Raw genomic sequence first — 23,361 nt, 5'->3', positions numbered from 1 at the left:
GAGACTATCGGCCACGGCTCTGTCGCGGCGGGTGTGGCCCAGAAGACGCGCCGCCACCCGGCCCCGGCCGCGCGGCGTCCGGGCCGGCCCGCGCCCCGCCGGTCGCGCTGTCCGGGCCGTCGCCGGCCGGTTCCGGCCGCGCGTGCGCCGCAGATGATTCCGGTACGCCCACAGCCGGCTCCGACCGGGCGGGCCCGCCCGGCTCCCGGATGACCTGTGCGGGTTGACCGGCGCGCGGCAGCCCGTCGGGTGGACTGACCGCGCAGGCGAGCACCGGTATCTCCCTCGTCGGCACGTCCGGGCGCACCTCGGCGACCCGGTACGTGTCGCGGCCGGCCGCCTTGGCCGCGTAGAGCGCGTCGTCGGCGGCCTCCAGCACCTCCCGCCCGGTGCTGCCGTTGTCCGGGTAGACGGCGATGCCCACCGACACGGTCACCAGGACCGGCCCGGCGTACGCCTCGACGGCGATCGGCGTCTCGCGAACCGCCGCGCCGAGTCGCTCGGCAACGATCGCCGCGCCCCGCGCGTCGGTCTCCGGCAGCAGCAGCACGAACTCCTCACCGCCCTGCCGGAAGGCCAGGTCGACCTCGCGGATCTCGCCGCGCACCCGCCGGGCGAACTCGGCCAGCACGGTGTCCCCCGCAGCGTGCCCGTACGTGTCGTTGACGTCCTTGAAGCGGTCGAGGTCCATCGCGAGGATGCTGAGCATCCGCCCGAACCGGCTGGCCCGTTCCACCTCCCGCCGGATCGACTCGCGCAGGTAGCGGTAGTTCCACAGCCCGGTGAGCGGGTCGGTGAGCGAGAGTCGCTGCGCCTCCTCGTGCACCCGCACGTTGTCCACCGCCACGGCCGCGTGACCGGCGAAGGTGCGGAGGGTGACCAGGTCGTCGTCGTCGAACTCATCGGCGCCCAGCCGGTCGTACAGGGCCAGCACGCCGAGTGCCGCCGCCGCGCCGGCCTCGTCGCCGGACCCGCCGAGGGTGGGTGCGGCGCCTCCACCCGGGGCCGCGAACGGCACCGCGACGTACGTGCGGCAGCGCGGCTCACCCGACGGAACCTCGGTCGGCTCCACCCTGCCCCGCTGTGGTTCCCCGGTGGCGGCGACCGCGCCGACCACACCGACCCCCACCGGCACCCGAAGCGTCGACGACCCGTCCGTGTCACCCTCCGGCCACCGCCCGTCCAGCCCCTCGGTGCACTGTGCGACAAGCACCCCGCCCGCCTCCACCAGCAGCACCGCGCCGGCGCGCGCGCCGGTCGCGCCGATGGCGCTGTGCAGGATCACCCGCAGGATGCGTTGCAGGTCGTGCGTGCTGGCCAGGGTGTCGCCGAGCACGGCGAGGTGCCCGCGAAGCTGGTCGCGGTTGCTGGTCAACGCCGCGACGTAGGAGCCGGTCTCCCGGGTCATCCGGTTGAACGCGGCGGCCAGCCGACCCAGCTCGTCGCGGCTGCGGACCGGCACGCGGGCGGTCAGGTCACCCTGGGCCACCCGGTCCACCGCACCGGCCAGCTCCACCAGCGGCCGGGTGGTCACCCGGGCCAGCCGCCAGGCGGTCAGCACGGCGAGCAGCCCGGCCAGCACGACCACCCCTACCAGCGTGGCGTGCAGCCCCGGCGGCCGTTCACTGGGCACGGAGAGCACCAGTGGCAGCGGCTGCTCGTCGGACGGCCCGATCCTCCGCACGTACCGGCCCTCGGTGGTTTCGGTGACCCGCTCGCCCTCGACGGTGCTGGCGGCGGCCAGCACCGCGTCGCGTACCTCCCGGGACTCGGTGGTGTGGGTGACCCGCGCGGCGCTCGCTCCGCTGTCGAGCAGGGTGACCGCCACCCCGGTCACCGCCGCCAGCCGGGCCACGAAGGCCGGGTCGACCAGTTGCGCGGCGGTCACAGTGCCCCGCAGCGTGCCGGCGCGGTCGCGCAGGTCGACGTGGGCGGCCAGCGCCCGGACGGGGCTGGCCGAACCGGTGGTCGAGCCGGAGCAGTCCCGCCACGGGGTCGGCGGCGCGCCCGGCGAGACGTAGCTGACCTCGCCGGTCAGGTCGGTGATCAGCACCGCGGCGGCCAGACCTCGACCGACCAGTTGGGCGGCGCCGACGGCCGGCTCGGCGGTGAGCGCCACCGCGTCGGCGGTGGCCCGCAACTGCTGGCAGAGCGCGTCGACCGAGGTACGCACTGTGGACGCCGCCACCGCCAGGCGCTCGGTGGAGCGGCTGCGGTCCACGGCCGCGAGCGTGGAGGCGACGAACAGCGCGCCGAGCAGGACCGGCCCGAGCACCACCACGAGGAAGGCTGCTGTCAACCGCCCGCGTAGCGTCACTCGGTCCCCCCGGAAGTTCCGCCTCCGTTGCTTGCGATGCTGACACAGTGCAACCGTGGGAGAGGCGTTGCGTCAGGAGTGTTGCGTGCCGGAATTTTCTTATGAAGCGGAAGTGACCCGTACCGCGAAGCGGGAAGCCCGCGCCGACCTGCTCGCCCGCCGCCGCTCGCTGCCCGGCCCCGCCCGGGCCGCCGCCGCCGGGCGCGTGCAGGCCGAGCTGGTCGCCCTGGTACGCAGACTGCGCCCGCGCAGGATGACGGCGTACGTGCCGGTCGGCTCCGAACCGGGCGGCGCAGACCTGCCGGACGCACTGCGGGCGGCGTTGCCCACCGACGCCCAACTGCTGCTGCCTGTGCTCCTCGACGACCTCGATCTGGACTGGGCGGCATATACCGGGCCCGAGGACCTGATCGCCGCCGGTCGGGGTATGCGGGAGCCAACCGGCGCCCGCCTCGGGGTGGCCGCCGTGGCGGACGCGGAGCTGGTGGTCGTACCGGCTCTCGCCGTCGACCACCACGGCCGGCGACTCGGACGCGGCGGCGGCTCGTACGACCGCGCGCTCGCCCGGGTGCCCGGGTCGACGCTGACCGTGGTGCCTCTGCACGACGGGGAACTGGTCGAGGCGCTGCCGGCGGAGGCACACGACCGGCTTGTCCGCGCGGTCGTCACACCCGCCGACGGAGTGCGTACGCTTGACGGCGGCCCGGGTGCGGCGCATGGTGTCGCGCCCCACACGTCCGCTGGACGAACCCGGGCCAGATGACGCACCATTGGCACTCGAATAGGTCGAGTGCCAACTGGCTGAGCCCAGATCCGGAGGAGAACGTGCCCACGTACCAGTACGCCTGCACCACGTGCGGTGAGCAGCTCGAGGCGGTGCAGTCCTTCTCTGACGAGCCGCTGACCGAGTGCCCGGCGTGTCAGGGGCGGCTGCGCAAGGTCTTCAACTCGGTCGGCATCGTCTTCAAGGGCTCGGGCTTCTACCGCACCGACTCGCGGGCGTCCGGCTCCGAGACGACGGCCGGCGGCACGGCCACCAAGCCCGGCAAGTCCGAGTCGTCCTCCGGCGAGGGCTCGGGGTCGTCCGGTTCCTCCTCGTCGGGGTCGTCTTCCGGTTCGGGGTCGTCCTCGGGTTCCGGGTCGTCTTCGGGTTCGGGTTCGTCGTCCGGTGGGTCCTCTGGCGGCTCGTCGTCGGGTGGGTCGAGCGGCGGCAAGTCCCCAGCGGCCAGCTCCGCGTCCTGATCCCGGCGGCCTGAGTCCGGCGGGCCTGACCCGGCGGCCTGGCCCCCGTTGGCCTCACCCCGGCGGCCTGACCCCGTCGGCCTGACCCCGTCGGCCTGACCCGTGATCCACTCGGGTTTACGGAAACCGGCCTGTCCCGGCTGCCCTGACACCCCGACTTCCTTGAAGTCGAGTCGATCAAGGCCGCTGCCATAGCAAATCGGGCCGGCCGGTGGGCGTTGTCCACAGGCCGGCCGGTTATCCACAGGCGCCGACCGAGGGCCGACCAACTGCTGTTGGAACGGCCTAACCTGCCGCCGAGGGTGTCGCTGCGGCGTCCTCGGACGGGAGGCGGCAGCAACGATGGGCGATCCAGATTCCGCGCGGGCATTGCGTCCGCTGCGCCGGCTCACCCTGCCCGGCGGGCGCACCCTGCTCCGGGCCGGTCTGGTCGCCGTACTGCTCGGCCTGGCCGCTGCCATTCTGCACACCCCGACCAGTTGCCCGCCGACGGCCGAGCCATCCCGTGCGCCGACGGGGGCCGACGGCACGGCCGGGCGGTCCGACGAGGCCGGGCCGACCGACCCCGGTGGGGCAGGGCCCACCGGCGACAGCGACACGGCCGGGCCACCGCCAACCGGAGCAGCCGCCGCAGACAGCTCGACCACCGGAAGCGGCACCGCCGGAGACGGCAGCACTGGCCGGGACGGCACGACCACCGGGAGCGGGAGGACCAGCCCGCTGCCGCTGCCCAGTGGCGCTGTCGGGGTGCCGGTCCGGTTGGCCGAGCCGGCCGCGCTGGCGGTGGCCCGCCCGGGGACCCGGGTCGACCTGCTCGCCGCGACACCGGGTGGGGCGGGCACCGAGGCGACGTTGCTCGCGCCCGCGGTGCTGGTGCTGGACGTGCTGGGCGCCGACGCGACCGACGGGTCCTCGGCGCTCTACCTGGCTCTCCGCCCCGACCAGGCGAAACGCGCCGTCGGGCTCCCCGAGGGCACTCGATTCGCCATCGTCGTACGCGGTTGAGCGCTCACCGCACCAGCGGGGTCACTCCCAGTGCGGAGGGCGTTCGGCGAGCAGCCAGTCGTCGTTGCCACCCGACCGCTCGCCCCAGCCACGGTCGGTGTCGTCGGAGGTCTGCTCGGGCAGCACCACGAAGTCTTCGCTCAGGTCGACGGTGCGGTCGTCGTCGTCGCGTACGCCCTGCTTGCCGGGGTCCTCGGTGCTCACGAGCGGCAAGACTAGCGCAACCGCGTGCCTCCCCCACGTCGTTGACCCTCTGCTCCTGGGCAGGGCCGCCGACGGTGGCACGCCGGTGAGAAACGACCCGCACGCTCCCCACGTTGGTAGCGTCGGACGGCGTGACGACCCCCAGCGGTGGCAGCACCCCGGACGATTACTGGCGACGGCCCGGCACCGGTGCCGACGCGGTGCCGAACCATCCCCCCGCCACACCGCCGAGCGGCCCCACCAACCCACCGCAGAGCGGACACGCCGATCCAGCCCCGAGCGGGTACGCCGGCCCACCCCCGAGCGTGCCCACCGGCCCACCGGCGAGCGGGTACGCCGGGCCGCCGCCGAGCGTGCCGCCGCCGAGTGGTTGGCGTCCACCCGTACACCTGCAGCCGGCACCGCCACGGCGGCTGCCACCGCAGGACATGGCCGAGCTGGACGCGGCCGAGCAGCGCTCGCAGCGGGTCACCTACGGTTTCGGCGCGGCAGCCGCTGTGGTGCTGGTGGTCCTGTTCTGCCTGCTCTGCTCGCGGGTCATCTTCTAGAGCGGCGGGCAGAGCAGGTCAGAGGGTGGTGCCCCAGACGGCCTCGGCGCCGCTGTGCCCGGTCAGGTAGACGTAGACCAGGGCGGCGATGGACAGCGCCATGACCGCCACCGCCAGCACCGGGGTGACCAGCGCCGGCAGTTGCGGCACCCGGGGGTGTCCGCTGGTGACGACCAGCAGCAGAATGGCCCCGATTCCCAGCGGCACGACGATGCGGAACAGGATGTCGCCGTAGCGGGAGTGCTCGAAGATCTGGTCGAGGATCTGCCCCTGGAAACCCCGGGCGACCAGCGCGTCGGTGAACACCTCTCCCGACTTGACGGCCACGAAGGCGGTCACCGGTGCGACCACGGCAAGGAGACCCAGGGCCCAGTCCAGCCGGTGCCGCCACCGTGGCAGACCGACGTACGCGATGGCCAGCACCGCCAGCAGCGGCACGAACACGACGACCGCGTGGACCACCAGGACGTGTGCCGGTAGACCCAGGATCTCCTCGAACATCGAATCCTCCAGGTGGATCACGGTCAGGGGTTGGTCAGCGTACGGTCCGCCGATCGTCCCGAGGCTCTCGACCGGAGACACGTGCGACGCGACCATCGGGTTCACCGTCCCGGGTCGTGAGCACGATCTTGCCCTGCTGTGTCGGTGGCCACCCGGGCCCGGCGACGGTTGTCGATGCTGGTCGCGCGTGCTGTCATTGGCCAATGTCCGGTGCCGAGGAGCTGCTGCGATCGAAGGGCCTGCGTGTCACGCGGCCACGCCTCGCGGTGCTCGACGTGCTCGACGGCGGCGGTCACCTGGAGGTCGACGAGATCACCCGGCGGGTCCGTGAACGCCTCGACTCGGTGTCCACCCAGGCGGTCTACGACGTGCTGGGTGCCCTGTCCCGGGCCGGGTTGTCCCGCCGGATCGAGCCGGCCGGCAGTCCCGCGCGTTACGAGGCGCGCGTCGGCGACAACCACCACCACGTGGTCTGCCGGGGCTGCGGCGAGATCGCCGACATCGACTGCGCGGTGGGCAGCGCGCCGTGTCTGGAGCCGAGCGTGTCGCACGGGTTCGAGGTGGACGAGGCGGAGGTGACCTTCTGGGGTCTCTGCCCGGGCTGCCGGGCTCGTCGCTTCACCGACGTCTGACCACCCGACGTCCGACCCGCCGACGTCCGACCGGCCGACGTCTGACCCGCCGGCACCGACGGGACGTGCCCGACGAGGTCGGGGTGACCGTGGCACTCTTGGACGGTGGACTCCGATGACCTCGGCCTCTTCGGTCCGGGTTCGGTCACGTGGAAGGTGCACGAGGAGCGGATCCTGATCGTCGCGGGCCTGCGCTCGCTCTACCTCCAGGCGTTGCATCCCCGGGCGATGGCCGGGGTGGCGCAGAACAGCAACTACCGCGCCGACGCCTGGGGTCGCCTGGCCCGCACCGCCACCTACGTCGAGACCACCGTCTACGGGACCACCGCCGAGGCGGAGACGGCCGGGGCCCGGCTGCGCCGGCTGCACGACCGGCTGCGGGCCACCGATCCGCTCACCGGCGAGGAGTTCCGGATCGACGAGCCGGACCTGCTGCGCTGGGTGCACGTCACCGAGGTCGAGTCGTTCCTCAGCACGGCCCGGCGGGCCGGGCTGCCGCTCACCGACGAGGAGGTGGACGGCTATTACACCGAGCAGCGCCGGTCCGCCGCTCTGGTCGGCCTGGACCCGGCCACCGTCCCGGGCACCGCGGCCGAGGTCGCGGAGTACTACAGCGCCGTACGGCCGGAGCTGCGGATGACCCGGGAGGCCGCCGAGACGGCGATCTTCCTGACCGCCCCGCCGTTTCCGTGGAAGCTCAGCCTGCCGGCCCGGTTGGGGCTCAACCTCGGGCCGCCGCGCTGGGCGTACCTGGGGATCGCCGGCACCGCGTTCGGACTGCTGCCGGGGTGGGCTCGTCGGATGTACGGCTGGCTGGGTCTGCCCACCACCGCCCTGTCGGCGGACCTGTCGGTGCGCGCCCTGCGGCTCGCGTTCGCTGCCGTGCCCCGTCGCTATCTGGAGGGGCCGTTGATTCTGGCCGCCAAGGAGCGGGCCGCGCGTCACGCTGCCACCACGGTGGCCGGCTGACCCGGCGTCCGCCGCCGGGATTCAGCCGTCGGTGTGCCGGTCCACGGCCGCCCATGGTTCCTTGCCGGGCACCTGCGCGCCGGTAGGGCAGTGCCGCCGGAAGTCACACCAGCCGCAGCGCGGGCCGGGTGCCACCGGGAACGCCTCGTCCGCGTCGGCGCCGTCCGCGACCGCCCGTTCGGCAGTCATGATGTCGCGGGCCGTCTCCTCCGCCCGGGTCAACTGCCGGGCCAGCGACTCGACGGTGTGGTCGTGGCCGGCGACCGTGCCGGTCGGCAGGTGGTGCAGCTCCACCCGACGGCACGGCCGTCGGAAAACCCGCTCGGCCGCGTACGCGTAGAGCGCCAACGCCTGCGAACCGCGCGCGTCGTCGGTGTCCAGCCCGCTGCGACCGGTCTTGTAGTCGACGATGACCAGCTCCGGCCCCTCTGGCCCGGGCCGGGAGTCGATCCGGTCGGCGCGACCGTTGAACGCCAGCACGGCGGTCTTGACCGCCACCACCCGCTCCACGCCGAGCGGGTCGGAGTCGGCCTCCAGCGTCTCGACGTACGCCTCCAACCAGCCCAGCGCCCGCCGGTAGGCGGCCCGCTCCTGCTCGTCGTCGCGGTAGCCCTCGCGGACCCAGGTGCCCTTGAGCAGGGTGGCCAACGCCTCGGGGCGACGCCGGTCGGCGGGCAACGCATACCAGTTCTTCAGGGCGGTGTGCACGCTGGCGCCCAGCGAGTTGTGCGCCCACGGCGCGCCCTTGGGTGGCGTCGGCCGGTCGACATAGGAGTAGCGGTAGCGGCGTGGGCAGTCCGCGAAAGCGCCGAGTTTGCTCGGTGTGCAGACGAACAGGCGCTCCGGCATGCCCTCGAAGCCGAGCTGCTCGGCACCGCCGGCGCGTTGTTGGGGAGCCCGGCCACCGGCCGCCGGCCGTCCCGCTGAGGAGGATCGTCGCACGCCTGCGATCCTGCCACCCACCCCCGACACCGCTGGTGTGCCGGTCAGGTCATGTTGACGTACTGCGTGACGAAGGCGAACACCGCGTCGGCGATGAGCTGCACGGCGATAGCGGCCAGCAGCAGGCCGGCGATCCTGGTCAGCACCTCGATCCCGCCGGGACGCAGGATCTTCACGATGCCGCCGGAGAAGCGGAGGACGATCCAGACCGCGAGCATCACGGCGAGGATCGCCACGGCGATCGCGGTGAAGTCGGCCAGCCCGTCGGCCTGCTGGACGAAGAGCATGGTGGCCACGATGGCACCGGGGCCGGCCAGCAGCGGGGTGCCCAGCGGCACCAGGGCGATGTTCGAGGTGGCTTCCGAGCTCGGGCCGTCGGTCTTGCCGGTCAGCAGCTCCAGGGCGACGAGTACGAGCAGCAGCCCACCGGCCGCCTGCAACGCCGGCAGGTCCACGTGCAGGTAGTCCAGCAGGGTCTGCCCCGCCACCGCGAAGACCACGATCACGCCCAACGCCAGCGTGACGGCCTGCCAGGCCGCCCGGTTACGGTCGCGGGCGGGCAGCGGGCCGGTCAACGCCAGGAAGATCGGCATCATGCCCGGCGGGTCGGTGATCACCAGCAGGGTCACGAAAACCTCGCCGAACAGCTTCAGATCCACGTGATCAACCTAGCCGCGCCGAGATTCCCGAAAATGGGGATCAGCCGGAAGCGACCTCGGTCACGCCTTCGGCGACGATCCGCTCGTACGCCTCGACGCCGGTGCTGAACTCGCCGAGCTGGACGGTCTTGTGCGTGCCGTGGAAATCCGAGGAGCCGGTGACGAAGAGGCCCAGGTCGGCGGCGAGCGCCCGCACGTGCGCACGCTCGGCCGGGCTGTGGTCCTCGTGGTCGGCCTCGAGCCCGGCCAACCCGGCGGCGGCCAGCTCGGCGATCAACTCGTCGGGCACCACCCGGCCGCGTCGGGTGGCCCGGGGATGGGCGAAGACCGGCACACCGCCGGCCGACCGCACCAGCCGGATCGCCCGGAACACGTCGATGTCGTCCTTGGGCAACCGGTACCGCTCGCCCAGCCAGTCCGGGCCGAACGCCTCCCGGGTGCTGCCGACCAGGCCGACCCGGATCAGTGCCTGGGCGATGTGCGGCCGGCCCACAGTGCCGCCGCCCGCTCCGGCCAGGATGTCCGGCCAGCTCACGTCGATGCCGTCGGCGCGCAACAGCGCGACGATCCGTTCTCCGCGATCTTCCCGGGCGGCCCGCACCCGGGCCAGCTCGGCGACCAGCTCCGGGTGGTCCGGGTCGAACAGGTACGCCAGCAGGTGCAGCGGCACCGCCGGCTCGGTGCCGGACCAGCGGCAGGACAACTCCGCCCCCCGGACCAGGCGTAGTCCCGGCGGCAGCGCGCCGACGGCCGGCGCCCAGCCGGCGGTGGTGTCGTGGTCGGTGATCGCCAGCACGTCCAGCCCGGCCTGGGCGGCCGCGCGAACCAGCTCCGCCGGGGTCAGCGTGCCGTCGCTGGCCGTCGAGTGGGTGTGCAGGTCGATCCGCGGGGCGGCGCCGGTACGCGAGGTCACCGCACGACGCTACCCAGGGATAACCGAGCCCGCCTCGCGAAGGTCATCCCGACGGCGTCAGAAGCTGCTCACCAGGACCGGCCGCTCCCCGGCGGGCAGGCCGGGCACCGGCTCGGGGTTGGCGGGCTCTCCTGCCCGTACCCGCGCGGGGTCGACCCGGACCAGTGCACCGGCCTCGTCGAGGTAGGAGGCGTGGGAGTCGTTGTTCCAGACGACCGTGCCGGTCATCGGCGGTCCGGCCGGAACGGCGGTCGTGACCGGCCCGAGTTGCCGCAGGTCGACCAGGAGGGCACGGTCGGCCTTGCCCACCCGTCCGTTCACCAGCAGCCACCGTCCGTCGGCGGAGATTCCGCCGACGCCGTCCTCGCTGAGGTCCGGCCCGCAGCCGGAGTCCACCGGGGTCAGGTGGCGCGTCGGGTCGAGCACGGCCAGGCAGGTCCCGCCCGGGTCGGTTGCGGCGATCTGGCCGACCAGCCGCCCGTCGGGCAGCGCTCCGTAGACGTGGAGGGTCTGTCGGTCGACGGTCGCGGGCAGCGGCCCGGCGCCGGGCCGCCAGAGGGTGTGGCCGGCGCTGCCGGGGTCGAGTCGGACCAGCACGTTGTCACCGACGAACCGGACGGGCTGGGCGTCCGCGGGCGCGGGCGTGCGTACCGCGCCGATGAGCTGGGTGCCGACCACCCCCGCCACCAGCAGGTCGCTGCCGTCACGCCAGGCGACCTGGCGGCCGTCCGGTGCCAGGACGATGGGGCCTGCGCCGGCCAGCAGGACCTGCACCAGGCCGTCGTTCTGCACCACCCAGAGGGATCGGCCGGCGGTGCTCGCCGTGCCGACCACCAACCACCCGGTGCCGCCGGGCAGGAGCTGGGCGTGTTCGGCCGGCCCGACGTCGGGTAGCACCAGCCGCTTCCCGTCGGCGCTGACCAGCGTCTCGCTCACCAGCAGGGACGCGGACGTTCCCGGCGAGGGGCCGGGGCCCGGGGCGCTGACCGTCGGGATCGGCCGGTTGGACGGGTCTGGATCACCGATCACCACGATGGGCGCGCCGTCCCGCCTGGTCTCGGCAGCGAGCCGGGCCATCCCGGCGCTCAGCAGCACGGTGACGGCCGCCGCGAGGGCGAGGCCGGTTGCGGTGCGCCGGCGACGGATCCGGTTCGCGCGGCGGATCGCCTGACCCGCCGGGTCGGCTGCCAGAGGGCGGGCAAGGGCGACCTGGTGCGAGAGGGTCTCCCGCACCGCACCTTCCAGCTCGTCAGGCCGCACCTGGTTAGAACGCCGAGGGCCGTCCGTCAGGTTGTCGGACCGGCGCGGAAATCCGCTCACTGCTGCTCCCCGGAGCCCGTGCCGACGGGCACGGCCGCCGGGGCGGTGGGCAGCACGACCGGCGGGCCGATCGGACGCGGAGCGACCGGTCGGGGCGCGGCAGGGCGGGGAACGGCTCGGCCTTCCGCCTGCCGGGGTCGGCGCGGCGCGGCGGCACCGGTGGTCGGGTGCTGCCCGGCCGGGACGCCACGTCGGGGGGCGCCGGCAGCGGCCGGACGACCGTCGGCAGCCGGTGGTGCTGGCCGGCCGGCGATGCCGGCAGCGGCGGCGAGCTCCGCTGCGTCGGCTCCCAACCGTCGGCGCAGCGTGGCCAGGGCTCGCGACGCCTGGCTCTTCACCGTTCCCGGTGAGATGTCCAGCATCGCGGCGGTCTGCGCCTCCGACATGTCCTCGTAGTAGCGCAGCACCAGCACCGCCCGCTGCCGGTTGGGCAACTCCCTGAGGTGCCGCCACAGTAGGTCACGGTCGAGCTGCTGCTCGATCTCGTCGACACCGGCGCGTTCGGGCAGCACCTCGGTCGGGCGTTCGCCGTGCCAGCGGCGCCGCCACCAGCTCGTCGACGTATTGACCATCACACGGCGGGCGTACGGCTCGACCGCCTCGATCCCACCGAGCCGCTTCCACGCGAGGTAGGTCTTGGTCAGTGCCGTCTGGAGCAGGTCCTCGGCAGTGGCCCAGTCTCCGGTGAGCAGATAAGCGGTGCGTAGGAGCGCGGCGGAGCGGGCCGCGACGAACTCGCGGAACTGCTCCTCCAACGAGTCCTTGCTCGCCACCGCCCACCTCCACACCCCAGTCGTCCTGGCAGAGTGCCACGTCAGAGGCATTCCGGTCCATGACGAAAGGTGCGCACTTACTCCGATGTTCGGTCGAAAACCTTCACGCCCCGTCGTCGGCCTTGGCCTCGTCGGCTTCCTTGCCGAGCCGCGCCTCGACTGCCTGCGGCTCGTACATCTCCTCGACGACGCGTAGGTAGAGCTCGTTCGGGTTGGGCAGGTTCTTGATCTCGCGGAGCGCCTGCTCCTGGCCGGCGGACTCCAGCACGAAGGTGCCGTAGTTGAGCGCTCGGCCGGTGGGGGTCTGCTCGTACTTCATGTCGGTGACCCGGACCAGCGGCATCATGGCCACCTTGCGGGTGACGATGCCGTTGACCACCATGACCCGCTTGTTGGTCAGGATGAAACGGTCATACCACCAGTCGGCGACCTTCCACGCCACCCAGCCCATCACCGCGAACCAGAGCAGCACGGCGATGGTGGTCAGCGCACCGACGTCCTGCCCGGCGAGGAAGCCGGAGAGGTAGCCGAGCACGAAGGTCGCCGCGACGCCGATCAGCAGCGGGTTGGTGAGGTGGATCCAGTGCCGCTTCCACTCACCCCGGTAGCGCTCGGTGGGGAAGAGGTAGCGGGCCACCAGCGAACTGGGCTCGTCTTCCAGTGGCAGCACCCGCCGGGGAGTCGAACCGGTCGCGTCGGCGCGCAACCCGGCCAGCTCGTCCTCGGAGATCTGCGGCGGCTGGTAGCTCGCCTCCGGATCACGGATCCACCCTCGACCGGAGCGGCCCTGGCCGGCATAGCCGGGCCCGTCGCCATAGCCGACGTCGTCCGAAAGGGACGGACCGTCGGACAGGCCGGGACCGGCCCCGTAGCCCGGGCCGTCATCGGGCCCGATCCTCGGGATCGGCTCGGTGTCACGCTCGCGGCGTTCCCGGTCGGGGTCGTCCGGGTCGAAGGGTGGACCGGAGGGGCTGCCCATCGGCTGCTAGGCGACGAGACTGGTGAAGAAGTCGCCGAACCCTTGAGCGATGTCCATGACGCCGCCGCCGAGTGACTTGAACACATCCGCCGCAGAGTTTGGCCGGTAGGCGACGAAGAAGATCAAGAATGCGATTCCGGCCCAGGTGAGGACCTTCTTGACCATGGCGGGCCATCCTCTCGCGCGGCGCCGGGTCCCATTACCGCAGCGGCACCCAGAGTATCAGTGTGGCGTCGTACAGTGAATATCTGCGTCCGTTCTCCGTCAAACCGGGAGACTTGTCAGGCTCTCCCAGGTAAGTGCGGGGACGGTGCGCCATACACGAGCTCGGGGGGAGTCCACTCGGTCAGGTCGTGTAGGACGACGTCTTCCGCGAGCAGGTGACCCGCACTCGCCGGCCAGGCTATCGCATGGAGCCACATTCCCCGAGCTTCGCCGGCGTACGCGCTTCGATCCGTTGGAGAATTCACCAACCACAGTGGAGTCGGATGCCCGGCGACCCTGATCCTGGCCTGCCCAACGTGGTCGGGGTGACCCGGCCCCGGGTCGGTCAACGCGTCCACCAGTTCCGGTCCCGGGTCCGGCCCGGCCAGTCCGGCGAGTCGCGTGCCCAGGCCGACACCCGGCTCCTCGGCCACGAAGACCAGGTCGGCCGGACCACCACCGAGCGGCGCCGGGCCCGCGCAGGCCACCGCTGTCGCCCGCACTCCCGTCCGGTCGTCCCCGGCGTACGCCACCCCGGTGAGGGTCCAGCCGGGTGGCAGCGGCCACGGGCACCACAGCGGCGTTCCCGGCGGAGCCGCGGTCGCGGTGATGCGTTCCACCACGCTCGCCACGATCTCCGCTCCGATGTGCTCGGGCACGTGCAGGGGCGGCACCGGGCCGCAGCGCAGACACCTCGAGTCGGTGTGCATCAGATCCGGCGCCCTTACCGGGCCCCCGCATCTCGGACAACTCACCGCGACACTCACATCCCCACCGTTCTCCGGTACCGCCGGCCCGTCAAGCGGGAACGTCCGATTCGGCACCCGGGCGCGGGTCAGTCCGGCGGCGGGCCGGCGTGGGCACGAATCCAGGCGTGCATCGCGATACCGCTGGCCACGCCCGCGTTGATCGACCTGGTCGAGCCGTACTGGGCGATGGAGTAGAGCTGGTCGCACGCGGCGCGGGCCGGCGCGGAGAGCCCCGGGCCCTCCTGGCCGAACAGCAGCACGCAGTCCCGGGGCAGGGTGCCGGTCTCCAACGGGCGCGAGCCCGGCAGGTTGTCGATGCCGAACACCGGCAGCCTGCGCTCGCCCGCCCAGGCCACGAACTCCTCGATCGTCTCGTGATGGCGCACATGCTGGTAGCGATCGGTCACCATCGCACCGCGCCGGTTCCACCGTCGCCGTCCGACGATGTGCACCTCGGCGGCGTTGAACGCGTTGGCGTTGCGGACCACAGTGCCGATGTTGAAGTCGTGCTGCCAGTTCTCGATCGCGACGTGGAAGCCGTGCCGGTGCCCGTCCAGGTCGGCGACGATCGCCTCGTGGCGCCAGTAGCGGTAGCGGTCCACGACGTTGCGCCGGTCCCCCTCCGCCAGCAACTGCGGGTCGTAACGGGGGTCGTCCGGTGGGGTTCCCGGCCAGGGGCCCACACCCACCTCAAGCTGGTCGTCGGTCACGGTCATCAGAGGGTACGGACCACGTCTGCGCTCGGCGCGACGACCTGCCGGTCAGCCCAGTCCGAGCGCGGCGCCGAGCCGGTCCAGGAAGCGCCGGTCCGCCGGGCTGATCGGTTGCTCCGCCCGGCGTTCGCCGGGGCTGGGCACCGCGCGGCAGACGCGGGCCGCGACCGACTGCACCCACTGGCGGTACGCGGCCGAGTCGGCGGGGTCGGCGCGCCGCCCCAGCACCCGGCTCGCCGCCCGGCAGGCCGCGAGCAGGTCCACCAGATCGGTGAGCCGCTCGACGGGCTGCGGGGCGCCGTCGTGACGGGCGTAGATCGCGGCGACCACCGCGCGGACCAGATCGCTGTCGGAGGCCCGGCCCGCGGCAACGGCATCCAGGCCGGCCAGTCCCGCCAGGACACCGCGTTCCGTGCGGCCCGGCCCCGGGGCGACCGCGGCCACGAGAACCCGGCCGGGCAGACCGGTGAGCAGGTCCCACTCGGCGGCGGAATAGACAGCTGTGGTCAAGGGTGCGGCTCGGCGGCCGGCAGAGGGCGGCTCTCCGGCGACGGAGTGGCTCATCGAAACCTCCGTCGCCAGCATATGCCCCGTAATGGGAACAGGGCCCCTTCCCCGGCAGAACCCGCTGCGGGGGAAGGAGCCCGGAGGCTGGCTGCGACTGACGCTCAGCGCGGCTCGGGGAAGCTGGGCCGCTCCGGATCCACTCCCTCGGGCACGGCGCTGGCCGCGTACTCCCGTTTGGGGACCATGACCTTGCGCCGGAAGACGCAGACCATCGTGCCGTCCTGGTTGTAGCCGCGGGTCTCCACCGACACCACACCCCGGTCGGGCTTGGAACCCGACTCACGCTTGTCCAGCACCGTGGTCTCGCCGTAGATCGTGTCGCCGTGGAAAGTCGGCGCGACGTGCCGCAACGACTCGACCTCCAGGTTGGCGATCGCCTTCCCACTGACGTCGGGCACCGACATGCCGAGCAGCAGGGAGTAGATGTAGTTGCCGACCACCACGTTGCGCTTGAACTGGCTGGCCGTCTCGGCGTAGTGCGCGTCCATGTGCAGCGGATGGTGGTTCATGGTGAGCAGGCAGAAGAGGTGATCGTCGTACTCGGTGACGGTCTTGCCCGGCCAGTGCCGGTAGACCGCGCCGACCTCGAACTCCTCGTAGTAGCGGCCGAACTGCATGCTGGTCCCCTTCGACGGGTGGCGATGGAGTTCGGCACAGCATGCCTTACCGAAGGTTAAGGCGACCGGCGGGGCGCGACGGCGGCGGAAAAGTCACACCGGTCACTCAAAACGGGGGGAGACGCAATGAGCGGCGGGGCCCTCCCCGGCACCCGCCGCCCACGCTCTGATGCCGAGAAGTGTGCCCTACGACAACGTAGGTTCGACAGAGATCGGCGTCACATTTATCTTTTTGTAACACTACTCTCGGTGACGGTCCGGAGGTTGATCAGCGATCTCCGCAGGCCGGATACCTGCTTGTCAAGGCTCAAGTTACCGATTCGTACTGCTCAATCGGGTGGATCTCCCTGGAAACGCTCCCATCACCGCTGGTCACGCAAGTGCGTCATGCATTTGCGTTCCGCAGGCCGGGACAGACAGACGTGGGTCGATGACCCTCGGGCCCCCCGCCAGCACGAAGGACGTTTCGTGCCCGACCGCCCGGGAATTCGATACGGTCAGCCCTGGTTCTACGGGACGTAGACAAACCGCGGTGATCGGAGAGTGCAATGGCAACCGTTGAGCTGACCTCGGCGAACTTCGACGAGGTGACCGGCAACGACGGCATCGTCCTGGTCGACTTCTGGGCCGACTGGTGTGGTCCGTGCAAGCGGTTCGCCCCGGTCTACGAGCGCTCCTCGGAAAAGCACCAGAACATCGTGTTCGGCAAGGTCGACACGGAGGCCCAGCAGGAGCTGGGCGCCAAGTTCGACATCCGGTCGATCCCGACGATCATGGCGATCCGCGACGGCGTCATCGTCTTCGCCCAGCCGGGCGCCCTTCCCGAGTCCGCACTCGAGAACCTGATCGAGCAGGTCGAGGCGCTGGACATGGACGACGTCCGTAAGCAGCTGGCCGAGCACAACCACTGAGTCGCCCACGGCGACACGCGAGGCCGGGCCCGGTTCGGGCCCGGCCTCCGTCGTACCCGGAGGCGCGCGCATGATCACCTTCCTGGGCAGGCCAGAGTGACCGTCGGTGGGAACCGGGGCAGCCGGTACATCCCGTATCGTCACGACCCGATGGAGACCCTGACCACCCGCGGACGCGTGACCCGGCTGGGCGCGACCGCACTCGGCCTCGCCCTGCTGATCGTCGGCACCTTCTGGGGCAGCGACGACGACTTCCCGTTCGGCCCGTTCCGGATGTACTCCACCTCGAATCCGCCGAACGCACCCGCACCGGACACCCGCGTCGAGGGGGTGAACAGCTCCGGAGCCGTTATCGACCTCAACCAGGACGCGACCGGCATCCGTCGCGCCGAGATCGAGGGTCAGCAGGCCCGCTACGCCGCCGACCCGACGCTGCTCACCGAGGTCGCCGACGCGTACGCCGAACGACACCCCGACGCCCCAGCGCTGGTCGAGGTCCGCATCGTCATCCGCTGGCACGGCATCCGCGCCGGTCGACCGACCGGGCAGCACACCGACCAGACCGTCGTCAGCTGGCAGGCAACCCGATGACCCGCTGGTTGACCGAGGCCGTGCCCCGGGGCCGGGTGGCCGCCTTCCGGACCGTGATCTACCTCTTCGTCGCCGCCGACCTGGTGATCTTCACCCCCTGGGTGCGCACCCGCGTCAGCGTGCCCGGCGACCTCTACCGGCCGCTCCTGATCGGCCGCCTGCTCCCCCTGCCGACGCCAACCGAGACGTTGGTGACGGTGATCTTCTGGTCGTTGCTGGCGCTCGCACTCCTCGCCGCGACCGGCCGGGCACCCCGCCTGCTCGGCTGGGCGGTCTGCGCGCTGTACCTGGAGTGGATGATCATCGCGATGAGCTACGGGAAGGTCGACCACGACCGGTTCGGGCTGCTCATCGCGCTGGCCGTGCTGCCCACCGCCGGCCGGGCCCGACACGGCGACACCACCCGCACCGAGGCTGGCGGCTGGGCCCTCCGCGTCACCCAGATCGCGGTGATCTGCACGTACTTCCTGGCCGCCTTTGCCAAGCTGCGCTTCGGCGGGCTGGACTGGCTGACCGGCTCGGTCCTCGCCCGCGCGATCATCCGGCGCGGCACGGACCTGGCGGACCTGATCGCCCAGGTGCCGTACCTGCTGATCGTCGCCCAGTTCGGCATCGTGGCGTTCGAGCTGCTCAGCCCGGTGGTCTTCTTCCTGCCACCCCGCTGGCGACACGCCATGGTCGGCTTCTTCTACTCGTTCCACGTGGTCACCATCGCGACCATCACGATCTCGTTCGCGCCACACCTGGCCGCGATGACCAGCTTGCTGCCGCTGGAGCGGGTCCGCCCGCTGGTCTGGGCCCGCCGGCTCATCGGCCGTGGCAGCCCCGCACCGACCTCGACGGACGTCGACACACTGCCGGACCAGGATCCCGTCGGCGCCAGCGCGGGCCCAGCGCCGCTCGGCGATCAGGCCCCGGTGGTCGGGCGCCCCGCCGGGCCGTAGAGCCGTTCACGGGCTTCCTGCGGCAGTGCGCAGGCCGCCGTGCCGCCCGGCAGGCGGTGCCGGTTGCGCGCCACCCAGCGGTACACCGGCCAGGCCCCGGCGCGCACCGGCGGGAACCGCAGGCCCGCCCCGGCGATCCGCCAGACCGGGCCGCTGTCGGCGAGCAGCTTCGCGATGGCATCCGGACCGGCGGCACGTGCGCCGTCCGCCCCGACCCACTGCACCGCCTCCTCGCACTCGGCCACGGTCAGACCGAGCGCGTCCAGGTCGGTGAACTGCCAGGGCACCACCCGCGCACCAGTGGGGATCCGGCGCGCAATGAACTCGGCGCACTGCGTGCAGAACGCGCAGTCCCCGTCGTAGACGAAGGTCGACGTCTCCATGCTGTCCATCCTCCCCTCTCCGACCACCCGAACGACCACCGGTGTACGGCGGGTCACTTGCACTCCACTCGTACGCGTGTTCGAATAGTGGCCATGCGCTGGGACAACCTCACCGCTCCCCCGGTCGAGGGAGACCCCGAGCGGGCAGCGCCAGCGACGCCACCCCTGCCGCTGGCGCTGCCCGGCGCCATTGCCCGCACCTTCGACACCCCCGAGTTTGCCGGGATGACCTTTTACGAGGTGCAGGCCAAGTCCATCCTCAACCGCGTGCCCGGGCAGTCCCGCGTCCCGTTCGAGTGGACCATCAACCCGTACCGTGGCTGTTCCCATGCTTGTGTTTACTGCTTCGCGAGAAATACTCACACTTATCTCGATCTCGATGCCGGTGCGGACTTCGACCGGAAGGTGATCGTCAAGGTCAACGCCGGTGAGCTGGTCCGGCGCGAGTTGGCCGCGCCGAAGTGGCGGGGCGCGCACGTGGCGATGGGCACCAACGTCGACTGCTACCAGCGGGCCGAGGGCCGCTACCGGCTGATGCCGCAGATCATCGCGGCCCTGCGGGACTTCGCCAACCCGTTCTCGATCCTCACTAAGGGCACGCTGATCCTTCGCGACCTGCCCCTGCTGCGTCAGGCCGCCGAGGTCACCACAGTGGGCATCTCCTTCTCGGTGGGGTTCGTCGACGAGCAGCTCTGGCGTTCCGTCGAGCCGGGCACGCCGCATCCTCGCCGCCGGCTGGACGCGGTCCGGGCGCTCGCCGACGCTGGCTTCTCCGTCGGGGTGCTGATGGCCCCGATCCTGCCTGGCCTCAGCGACAGCGACGAGTCGATCGACGCCACCGTGTCGGCGATCGCCGCAGCCGGCGCTACCAGCGTGACCGCCCTGCCCCTGCACCTGCGTTCCGGCGCCCGGGAGTGGTACGCGCACTGGCTCGCCCGGGAGCACCCGCACCTCGTGCCCCGCTATCGCGAGCTCTACCGGGCCGGTGCGTACGCCCCGCAGGCGTACCAGCGGGAGTTGACCGCCCGGGTGCGGATCGCGGCACGCCGGCACGGGCTGCACCGCGGCGAGCGGGGCGACAACCGCAGCCTGCCCGAGCCGCCGCCACCGCCGGCTGCGGAGCAGTTGACTCTGCTCTAGTCGGCTCAGAGCTACAGTCGGCAGGTGCGTACCGCTTCGCAGATCCTCGCCGACTCCGCCGTGATCGCCGTCGTGGGTGCGTCCCGGGACCCACTGAAGGCCGCGCACGGCGTGCCGTTGCAGATGCAGCAGCACGGCTGGCGCATCATCCCGGTCAACCCGACCGTTGACGAACTGTTCGGGGAGCGGGCGTACAAGTCGCTGGCCGACATCCCGCACCCGGTCGACCTGGTGGACGTGTTCCGGCCAGCGGCCGACGCCGTGCAGGTGGTCCGGGACGCGGCGGCCATTGGTGCCCCCGCGGTCTGGCTGCAACTGGGCATCGTCTCGGCCGAGGCGCGGCGGATCGCCGAGGAGGCCGGCATGGACTACGTCGAAGACCGCTGTCTCATCGTCGAACGCGCCGCCGCCGGCCTCACCCGCCTCGCCTGACCCACCCCGCTCCCGCGATCATGGAGTTGTGGTGCCCAGCTTCGTGGGTTGGTCCTGGCGTCTCCGCAGGGCCTGGCCAACGAGCTGGCGAGCAGCAGAGCGAGGCGTCCGTCGGCGCGGACGGCCTCGGCGGAGAGCGTGATGCCTCTGAGTCATATTGATGCCTCACAGTCATCACGCTCTTGACCGAAGGCACGGACAGACCGACCGAGCGACGGGCAACTGCATCAGCAGGCGCGGTTCAGAGCTTGTACTCCTTGAGCAGGCCCCGGGAGATGATGGTCTTCTGGATCTCCGAGGTGCCCTCGCCGATGAGCAGGAACGGGGCCTCCCGCATGAGCCGCTCGATCTCGTACTCCTTGGAGTAGCCGTAGCCGCCGTGGATGCGGAACGCCTCCTGGACGACCTCGGCGCAGTATTCGGAGGCGAGCAGCTTGGCCATTCCGGCCTCGACGTCGTTGCGCTGGCCGGCGTCCTTGAGGCGTGCGGCGTTGACCATGAGGGCGTGCGCGGCCTCGATCTTCGTACCCATCTCGGCGAGCTTGAAGGCGATCGCCTGGTGCTTGGCGAGCGGCTGGCCGAACGTCTTGCGCTGCTGGGCGTAGCTGACCGCCAGCTCGAAGGCGCGGATGGAGATGCCGCAGGCGCGGGCGGCCACGTTGACCCGGCCCACCTCGATGCCGTCCATCATCTGGTAGAAGCCTCGGCCCACCTTGTCGGCGCCACCGAGGATCGCGGAGTCGGGCACTGTCACCCCGTCGAGGACCATCTCGGTGGTCTCGACGCCCTTGTAGCCCATCTTTTCGATCTTGCCGGGGATGGTGAGGCCGGGGGCGGTCTCGCCGAAGCCCGGCTCCTTCTCCAGCAGGAAGGTGCTCATGTTGCCGTAGACCGACTCGGCGCCGGTGTCGGTCTTGACCAGGGTGGCCACCACCGAGGAGTACGCCCCGTTGGTCAGCCACATCTTCTGGCCGTTGAGCACGTAGTTGTCGCCGTCGCGGACAGCCCGGGACTTGATCGCCGAGACGTCGGAGCCGGTCTCCGGCTCGGACATGGAGAACGCTCCGCGCACCTCGCCGGTGGCCATCTTCGGCAGGAGGCGGGCCTTCTGCTCGGCCGAGCCGTGCTGGGAGATCAGGTACGCCACGATGAAGTGGGTGTTGACGATGCCGGAGATCGACATCCAGCCCCGGGACAGTTGCTCCACCACCAGCGCGTAGGTCAGCAGCGACTCGCCCAGGCCGCCGAACTCCTCGTCGATGGTGAGGCCGAACAGGCCCATCTCACGCATGCCGTCGAGGATGTCGGTGGGGTACTCGTCGGCGTGCTCCAGCCGCTGGGCGTGCGGAATGATCTCCTTGTCGGCGAAGTCCCGAACGGTCTCCAGGATCGACTGTTGCACATCGGTCAGGCCGGGCGTCTGGGCGAGTCGAGCCATCACAGCCTCCGGGGATCCGCGCACTACTCGTGGGTAACTGAACGCTGGGTCAGTATCGGTCTCCGGAGCCGACGAGGCCAAGGTGACCAGTCCACACAACCGCTGTGAAAAGGTTCACCGCTGCGGGTAGCGTCCGGCAAGAGGGACTTTTCCGGCACCGGCAGGAGGAGGACAGCTGTGAGCTACCCACCGCCGTCGGGACCACCATCAGACGAGCAGCCGCCGTCACCCTACGAGCCGCCCCGGGACCAGTCGCCGTATGCGCCGCCGCCGGCCGGCCAGCCGCCGTACGCGCCACAACCGGACCAGCCGGCGTTCGAGCTGCCGGCGGAACGCTCACCGTACGGGCCGCCTGCGGACGATCCGTCGCCGTACGGGCAGCAGGGGCCGCACCAGGCGGGGCACTGGAGTCAGCAGCCGCCGTACCCCCCGCAGGGCCCCTACGGTCAGTACGGCCCGCCGCCGTCCGGGCCGGGTCGGGGCACCAACGTGCTGGCGATCCTGTCGCTGGTGTTCGCCTTCGCCTTTCCGCCGGCCGGTGCCGTCCTCGGCCACGTGGCCAAGCGGCAGATCCGCACCAGCGGCGAGGAGGGTGACCAGCTCGCCACCTGGGGGCTGATCCTCGGCTACGTCTTCACCGGGCTCACCCTGCTGGCGTGCTGCGGCTGGCTGGCCCTCGTGGCCCTGGGCAACACCGGCGACAGCGGCGGCTACTGACCGCTAGCCGCCGGTCAGCGGAACCGGGCCTCGCGGACGCTGTTGCCGCCGTCCACCACCAGCATCTGGCCAGTGATGTACGAGGCGGCCGGCGAGCAGAGGAAGCTGATCGCCGCCGCGACCTCGTCCGGAGTGCCCGGTCGACCCACCGGCGTGCCAAGCCCCTGCTTGATCTCGGCCATCGTGGACGCGGCGGTGTAGATGGTGCCGGGTGCCACCGCGTTCACTGTCACGCCGTCGGCGATCATCTCCATCGCCAACGCCCGGGTCAGCCCGACGACGCCGGCCTTCGCCGCGGCGTACGCGGCCTCGGTGGGCAGCGCGTTGACGGGGCCGGCGGTGGCCGACAGGTTGACGATCCGACCCCAGCCCCGCTCGGCCATCCCCCCGATGAACGCCCGACTGCACAGGAACGCGGTGGACAGGTTGCGGTCGATCTCGCCGCGCCACTCGTCGTAGGTCAGCTGCGCGACCGGCCGCAGCACTCCCTGGCTGGCCCGGCTGGCCAGGCCGGCGTTGTTGACCAGCACCTCGACGTCGCCCAACTGCTCGGCGACCGCGTCGGCCAGCGCGCCGACCTCCGACTCGTCGGTCAGGTCCGCGACGAAGCCGGTCACCCCCAGCTCGCCAGCGCGTTCGTGGATGCGCCGGGTGGTGGAGACGATGGCCACCCGGGCGCCCAGGTCGGCGAGTCGGCGCGCGGTCGCGTACCCGATGCCGTCCGGGCTGCCCGCGCCGGTCACCAGGGCGACCCGCCCGTCGAGCCGCATGGTCACCGGGTCGGCCAGCGCGACCGGCTCGTCGGGGCCGGGGCCGCCGGCCGGTGTGGCCGCGCGGGCACGTCGGGCCCCGCCCGGGCGGCTGACGTCCCGTCTGGGTCGGCTGCCGGAGCGGTCCGCGGCGCGCGCGTCGAATGCCATGTCGAGATCCTGCCCGTTACGACCGGCCCGA

29 protein-coding genes and 1 pseudogene are annotated in these 23,361 nt (G+C 71.9%); 12 read left to right on the top strand and 18 right to left on the bottom strand.

What is annotated here, in order from left to right; genetic code table 11:
- Positions 1-4: 4 nt before the first annotated feature.
- Positions 5-2,317, bottom strand: coding sequence for a diguanylate cyclase (locus FBZ33_RS02135; protein ID WP_185755187.1), 2,313 nt, complete (start codon positions 2,315-2,317; stop codon positions 5-7).
- A gap of 112 nt (positions 2,318-2,429) precedes the next feature.
- On the opposite strand from FBZ33_RS02135, the gene FBZ33_RS02130 reads away from it, so the two are divergent.
- Together FBZ33_RS02130 and FBZ33_RS33190 are read left to right on the top strand one after the other, a co-directional pair.
- Positions 2,430-3,080, top strand: a complete 651-nt coding sequence (locus FBZ33_RS02130) for a 5-formyltetrahydrofolate cyclo-ligase (protein ID WP_370452945.1) — start codon at positions 2,430-2,432, stop codon at positions 3,078-3,080.
- Positions 3,077-3,235 (top strand): annotated as a pseudogene (locus tag FBZ33_RS33190) (FmdB family zinc ribbon protein); the annotation flags it as partial. The gene FBZ33_RS02130 and the pseudogene FBZ33_RS33190, both read left to right, overlap by 4 nt.
- A gap of 62 nt (positions 3,236-3,297) precedes the next feature.
- Here the strand turns inward: FBZ33_RS33190 and FBZ33_RS33185 are convergent.
- Positions 3,298-3,531 (bottom strand): hypothetical protein, encoded by a 234-nt coding sequence (locus tag FBZ33_RS33185; RefSeq protein ID WP_255509196.1) that lies wholly within the window; start codon positions 3,529-3,531, stop codon positions 3,298-3,300.
- Between the two features lie 370 nt (positions 3,532-3,901).
- Between FBZ33_RS33185 and FBZ33_RS33180 the strand changes: the two genes are divergently transcribed.
- Positions 3,902-4,564, top strand: a complete 663-nt coding sequence (locus FBZ33_RS33180; protein ID WP_255508693.1) for a flagellar biosynthesis protein FlgA — start codon at positions 3,902-3,904, stop codon at positions 4,562-4,564.
- Positions 4,565-4,585: 21 nt separating this feature from the next.
- Here the strand turns inward: FBZ33_RS33180 and FBZ33_RS02110 are convergent, their stop codons facing one another.
- A complete protein-coding gene (locus FBZ33_RS02110; protein ID WP_088952184.1) occupies positions 4,586-4,768 on the bottom strand; it encodes a hypothetical protein in 183 nt (60 codons plus the stop codon).
- Between the two features lie 131 nt (positions 4,769-4,899).
- On the opposite strand from FBZ33_RS02110, the gene FBZ33_RS02105 reads away from it, so the two are divergent.
- Positions 4,900-5,316 carry a hypothetical protein gene (locus FBZ33_RS02105; protein WP_141907822.1) on the top strand — a complete coding sequence of 139 codons (417 nt, stop codon included), beginning with the start codon at positions 4,900-4,902 and terminating at the stop codon, positions 5,314-5,316.
- 18 nt (positions 5,317-5,334) lie between these two features.
- On the opposite strand, the gene FBZ33_RS02100 is transcribed toward FBZ33_RS02105, so the two are convergent.
- Positions 5,335-5,817 (bottom strand): DUF2231 domain-containing protein, encoded by a 483-nt coding sequence (locus FBZ33_RS02100; protein WP_141912353.1) that lies wholly within the window; start codon positions 5,815-5,817, stop codon positions 5,335-5,337.
- A 203-nt stretch (positions 5,818-6,020) separates the two neighbouring features.
- Here FBZ33_RS02100 and FBZ33_RS02095 point away from each other — a divergent pair, with 203 nt between their 5' ends.
- Together FBZ33_RS02095 and FBZ33_RS02090 are read left to right on the top strand one after the other, a co-directional pair.
- Positions 6,021-6,449 carry a Fur family transcriptional regulator gene (locus FBZ33_RS02095; protein ID WP_141907821.1) on the top strand — a complete coding sequence of 143 codons (429 nt, stop codon included), beginning with the start codon at positions 6,021-6,023 and terminating at the stop codon, positions 6,447-6,449.
- Positions 6,450-6,554: 105 nt separating this feature from the next.
- On the top strand, positions 6,555-7,418 hold the full coding sequence (locus tag FBZ33_RS02090) for an oxygenase MpaB family protein (RefSeq protein WP_141907820.1): 864 nt from the start codon (positions 6,555-6,557) through the stop codon (positions 7,416-7,418).
- A gap of 21 nt (positions 7,419-7,439) precedes the next feature.
- Here FBZ33_RS02090 and FBZ33_RS02085 read toward each other — a convergent pair whose 3' ends face one another.
- From FBZ33_RS02085 to FBZ33_RS02040, 11 genes are all read right to left on the bottom strand, one after another.
- Positions 7,440-8,360 carry a PD-(D/E)XK nuclease family protein gene (locus FBZ33_RS02085; protein WP_141907819.1) on the bottom strand — a complete coding sequence of 307 codons (921 nt, stop codon included), beginning with the start codon at positions 8,358-8,360 and terminating at the stop codon, positions 7,440-7,442.
- Positions 8,361-8,404: 44 nt separating this feature from the next.
- The gene (locus FBZ33_RS02080) at positions 8,405-9,019 is read right to left on the bottom strand and encodes a MarC family protein (RefSeq protein ID WP_088951390.1); all 615 of its coding nucleotides are present in this window, start codon (positions 9,017-9,019) and stop codon (positions 8,405-8,407) included.
- Positions 9,020-9,059: 40 nt separating this feature from the next.
- Complete coding sequence (locus FBZ33_RS02075; protein ID WP_141907818.1) at positions 9,060-9,932, bottom strand: PHP domain-containing protein; 873 nt, start codon at positions 9,930-9,932, stop codon at positions 9,060-9,062.
- A 57-nt stretch (positions 9,933-9,989) separates the two neighbouring features.
- Positions 9,990-11,165, bottom strand: a complete 1,176-nt coding sequence (locus FBZ33_RS02070) for a hypothetical protein (RefSeq protein WP_185755186.1) — start codon at positions 11,163-11,165, stop codon at positions 9,990-9,992.
- Positions 11,166-11,248: 83 nt separating this feature from the next.
- Complete coding sequence (locus FBZ33_RS02065; protein WP_141907816.1) at positions 11,249-12,025, bottom strand: SigE family RNA polymerase sigma factor; 777 nt, start codon at positions 12,023-12,025, stop codon at positions 11,249-11,251.
- A 103-nt stretch (positions 12,026-12,128) separates the two neighbouring features.
- Positions 12,129-13,004 carry a PH domain-containing protein gene (locus tag FBZ33_RS02060; protein ID WP_088951386.1) on the bottom strand — a complete coding sequence of 292 codons (876 nt, stop codon included), beginning with the start codon at positions 13,002-13,004 and terminating at the stop codon, positions 12,129-12,131.
- 6 nt (positions 13,005-13,010) lie between these two features.
- The gene (locus FBZ33_RS32580) at positions 13,011-13,169 is read right to left on the bottom strand and encodes a hypothetical protein (RefSeq protein ID WP_172862153.1); all 159 of its coding nucleotides are present in this window, start codon (positions 13,167-13,169) and stop codon (positions 13,011-13,013) included.
- Between the two features lie 116 nt (positions 13,170-13,285).
- Positions 13,286-13,963: a DUF6758 family protein gene (locus FBZ33_RS02055; RefSeq protein ID WP_327650505.1), complete on the bottom strand. Its 678-nt coding sequence runs from the start codon at positions 13,961-13,963 to the stop codon at positions 13,286-13,288.
- Between the two features lie 80 nt (positions 13,964-14,043).
- Entirely contained in the window at positions 14,044-14,667 is a 624-nt protein-coding gene (locus tag FBZ33_RS02050; protein ID WP_141912352.1) for an RNA methyltransferase, read from the bottom strand.
- 51 nt (positions 14,668-14,718) lie between these two features.
- A complete protein-coding gene (locus tag FBZ33_RS02045) occupies positions 14,719-15,255 on the bottom strand; it encodes a hypothetical protein (protein ID WP_185755185.1) in 537 nt (178 codons plus the stop codon).
- 83 nt (positions 15,256-15,338) lie between these two features.
- Positions 15,339-15,854, bottom strand: a complete 516-nt coding sequence (locus tag FBZ33_RS02040; protein WP_088951384.1) for a MaoC family dehydratase — start codon at positions 15,852-15,854, stop codon at positions 15,339-15,341.
- 548 nt (positions 15,855-16,402) lie between these two features.
- Here FBZ33_RS02040 and trxA point away from each other — a divergent pair.
- From trxA to FBZ33_RS02025, 3 genes are all read left to right on the top strand, one after another.
- Positions 16,403-16,765, top strand: a complete 363-nt coding sequence (gene trxA, locus FBZ33_RS02035) for a thioredoxin (protein ID WP_030329190.1) — start codon at positions 16,403-16,405, stop codon at positions 16,763-16,765.
- Between the two features lie 150 nt (positions 16,766-16,915).
- Positions 16,916-17,356 carry a hypothetical protein gene (locus FBZ33_RS02030; RefSeq protein ID WP_141907814.1) on the top strand — a complete coding sequence of 147 codons (441 nt, stop codon included), beginning with the start codon at positions 16,916-16,918 and terminating at the stop codon, positions 17,354-17,356.
- Positions 17,353-18,300 (top strand): HTTM domain-containing protein, encoded by a 948-nt coding sequence (locus FBZ33_RS02025; protein WP_141907813.1) that lies wholly within the window; start codon positions 17,353-17,355, stop codon positions 18,298-18,300. The genes FBZ33_RS02030 and FBZ33_RS02025 overlap by 4 nt, the downstream gene beginning before the upstream one ends.
- Here the strand turns inward: FBZ33_RS02025 and FBZ33_RS02020 are convergent.
- Positions 18,264-18,683: a thiol-disulfide oxidoreductase DCC family protein gene (locus tag FBZ33_RS02020; protein ID WP_099850313.1), complete on the bottom strand. Its 420-nt coding sequence runs from the start codon at positions 18,681-18,683 to the stop codon at positions 18,264-18,266. The two genes, FBZ33_RS02025 and FBZ33_RS02020, sit on opposite strands and share 37 nt — an antisense overlap.
- Positions 18,684-18,776: 93 nt before the next feature.
- Here FBZ33_RS02020 and FBZ33_RS02015 point away from each other — a divergent pair, with 93 nt between their 5' ends.
- Together FBZ33_RS02015 and FBZ33_RS02010 are read left to right on the top strand one after the other, a co-directional pair.
- Positions 18,777-19,823, top strand: coding sequence for an Rv2578c family radical SAM protein (locus tag FBZ33_RS02015; RefSeq protein WP_141907812.1), 1,047 nt, complete (start codon positions 18,777-18,779; stop codon positions 19,821-19,823).
- A gap of 24 nt (positions 19,824-19,847) precedes the next feature.
- Positions 19,848-20,255 (top strand): CoA-binding protein, encoded by a 408-nt coding sequence (locus FBZ33_RS02010; protein ID WP_099850310.1) that lies wholly within the window; start codon positions 19,848-19,850, stop codon positions 20,253-20,255.
- A gap of 241 nt (positions 20,256-20,496) precedes the next feature.
- On the opposite strand, the gene FBZ33_RS02005 is transcribed toward FBZ33_RS02010, so the two are convergent.
- Complete coding sequence (locus tag FBZ33_RS02005) at positions 20,497-21,693, bottom strand: acyl-CoA dehydrogenase family protein (RefSeq protein ID WP_099850308.1); 1,197 nt, start codon at positions 21,691-21,693, stop codon at positions 20,497-20,499.
- A gap of 177 nt (positions 21,694-21,870) precedes the next feature.
- On the opposite strand from FBZ33_RS02005, the gene FBZ33_RS02000 reads away from it, so the two are divergent.
- On the top strand, positions 21,871-22,410 hold the full coding sequence (locus tag FBZ33_RS02000) for a DUF4190 domain-containing protein (protein WP_185755184.1): 540 nt from the start codon (positions 21,871-21,873) through the stop codon (positions 22,408-22,410).
- A gap of 14 nt (positions 22,411-22,424) precedes the next feature.
- Here the strand turns inward: FBZ33_RS02000 and FBZ33_RS01995 are convergent, their stop codons facing one another.
- The gene (locus FBZ33_RS01995) at positions 22,425-23,330 is read right to left on the bottom strand and encodes an SDR family NAD(P)-dependent oxidoreductase (RefSeq protein WP_141907811.1); all 906 of its coding nucleotides are present in this window, start codon (positions 23,328-23,330) and stop codon (positions 22,425-22,427) included.
- Between the last annotated feature and the right edge of the window lie 31 nt (positions 23,331-23,361).

Origin of the sequence: Micromonospora sp. A202 (assembly GCF_006715105.1) — a bacterium.
Classification (GTDB): Bacteria; Actinomycetota; Actinomycetes; order Mycobacteriales; family Micromonosporaceae; genus Micromonospora; species Micromonospora zamorensis.
The sequence above is the reverse complement of the archived record's forward strand: the minus strand, read 5'-3'. Positions and strand labels throughout refer to the sequence as shown.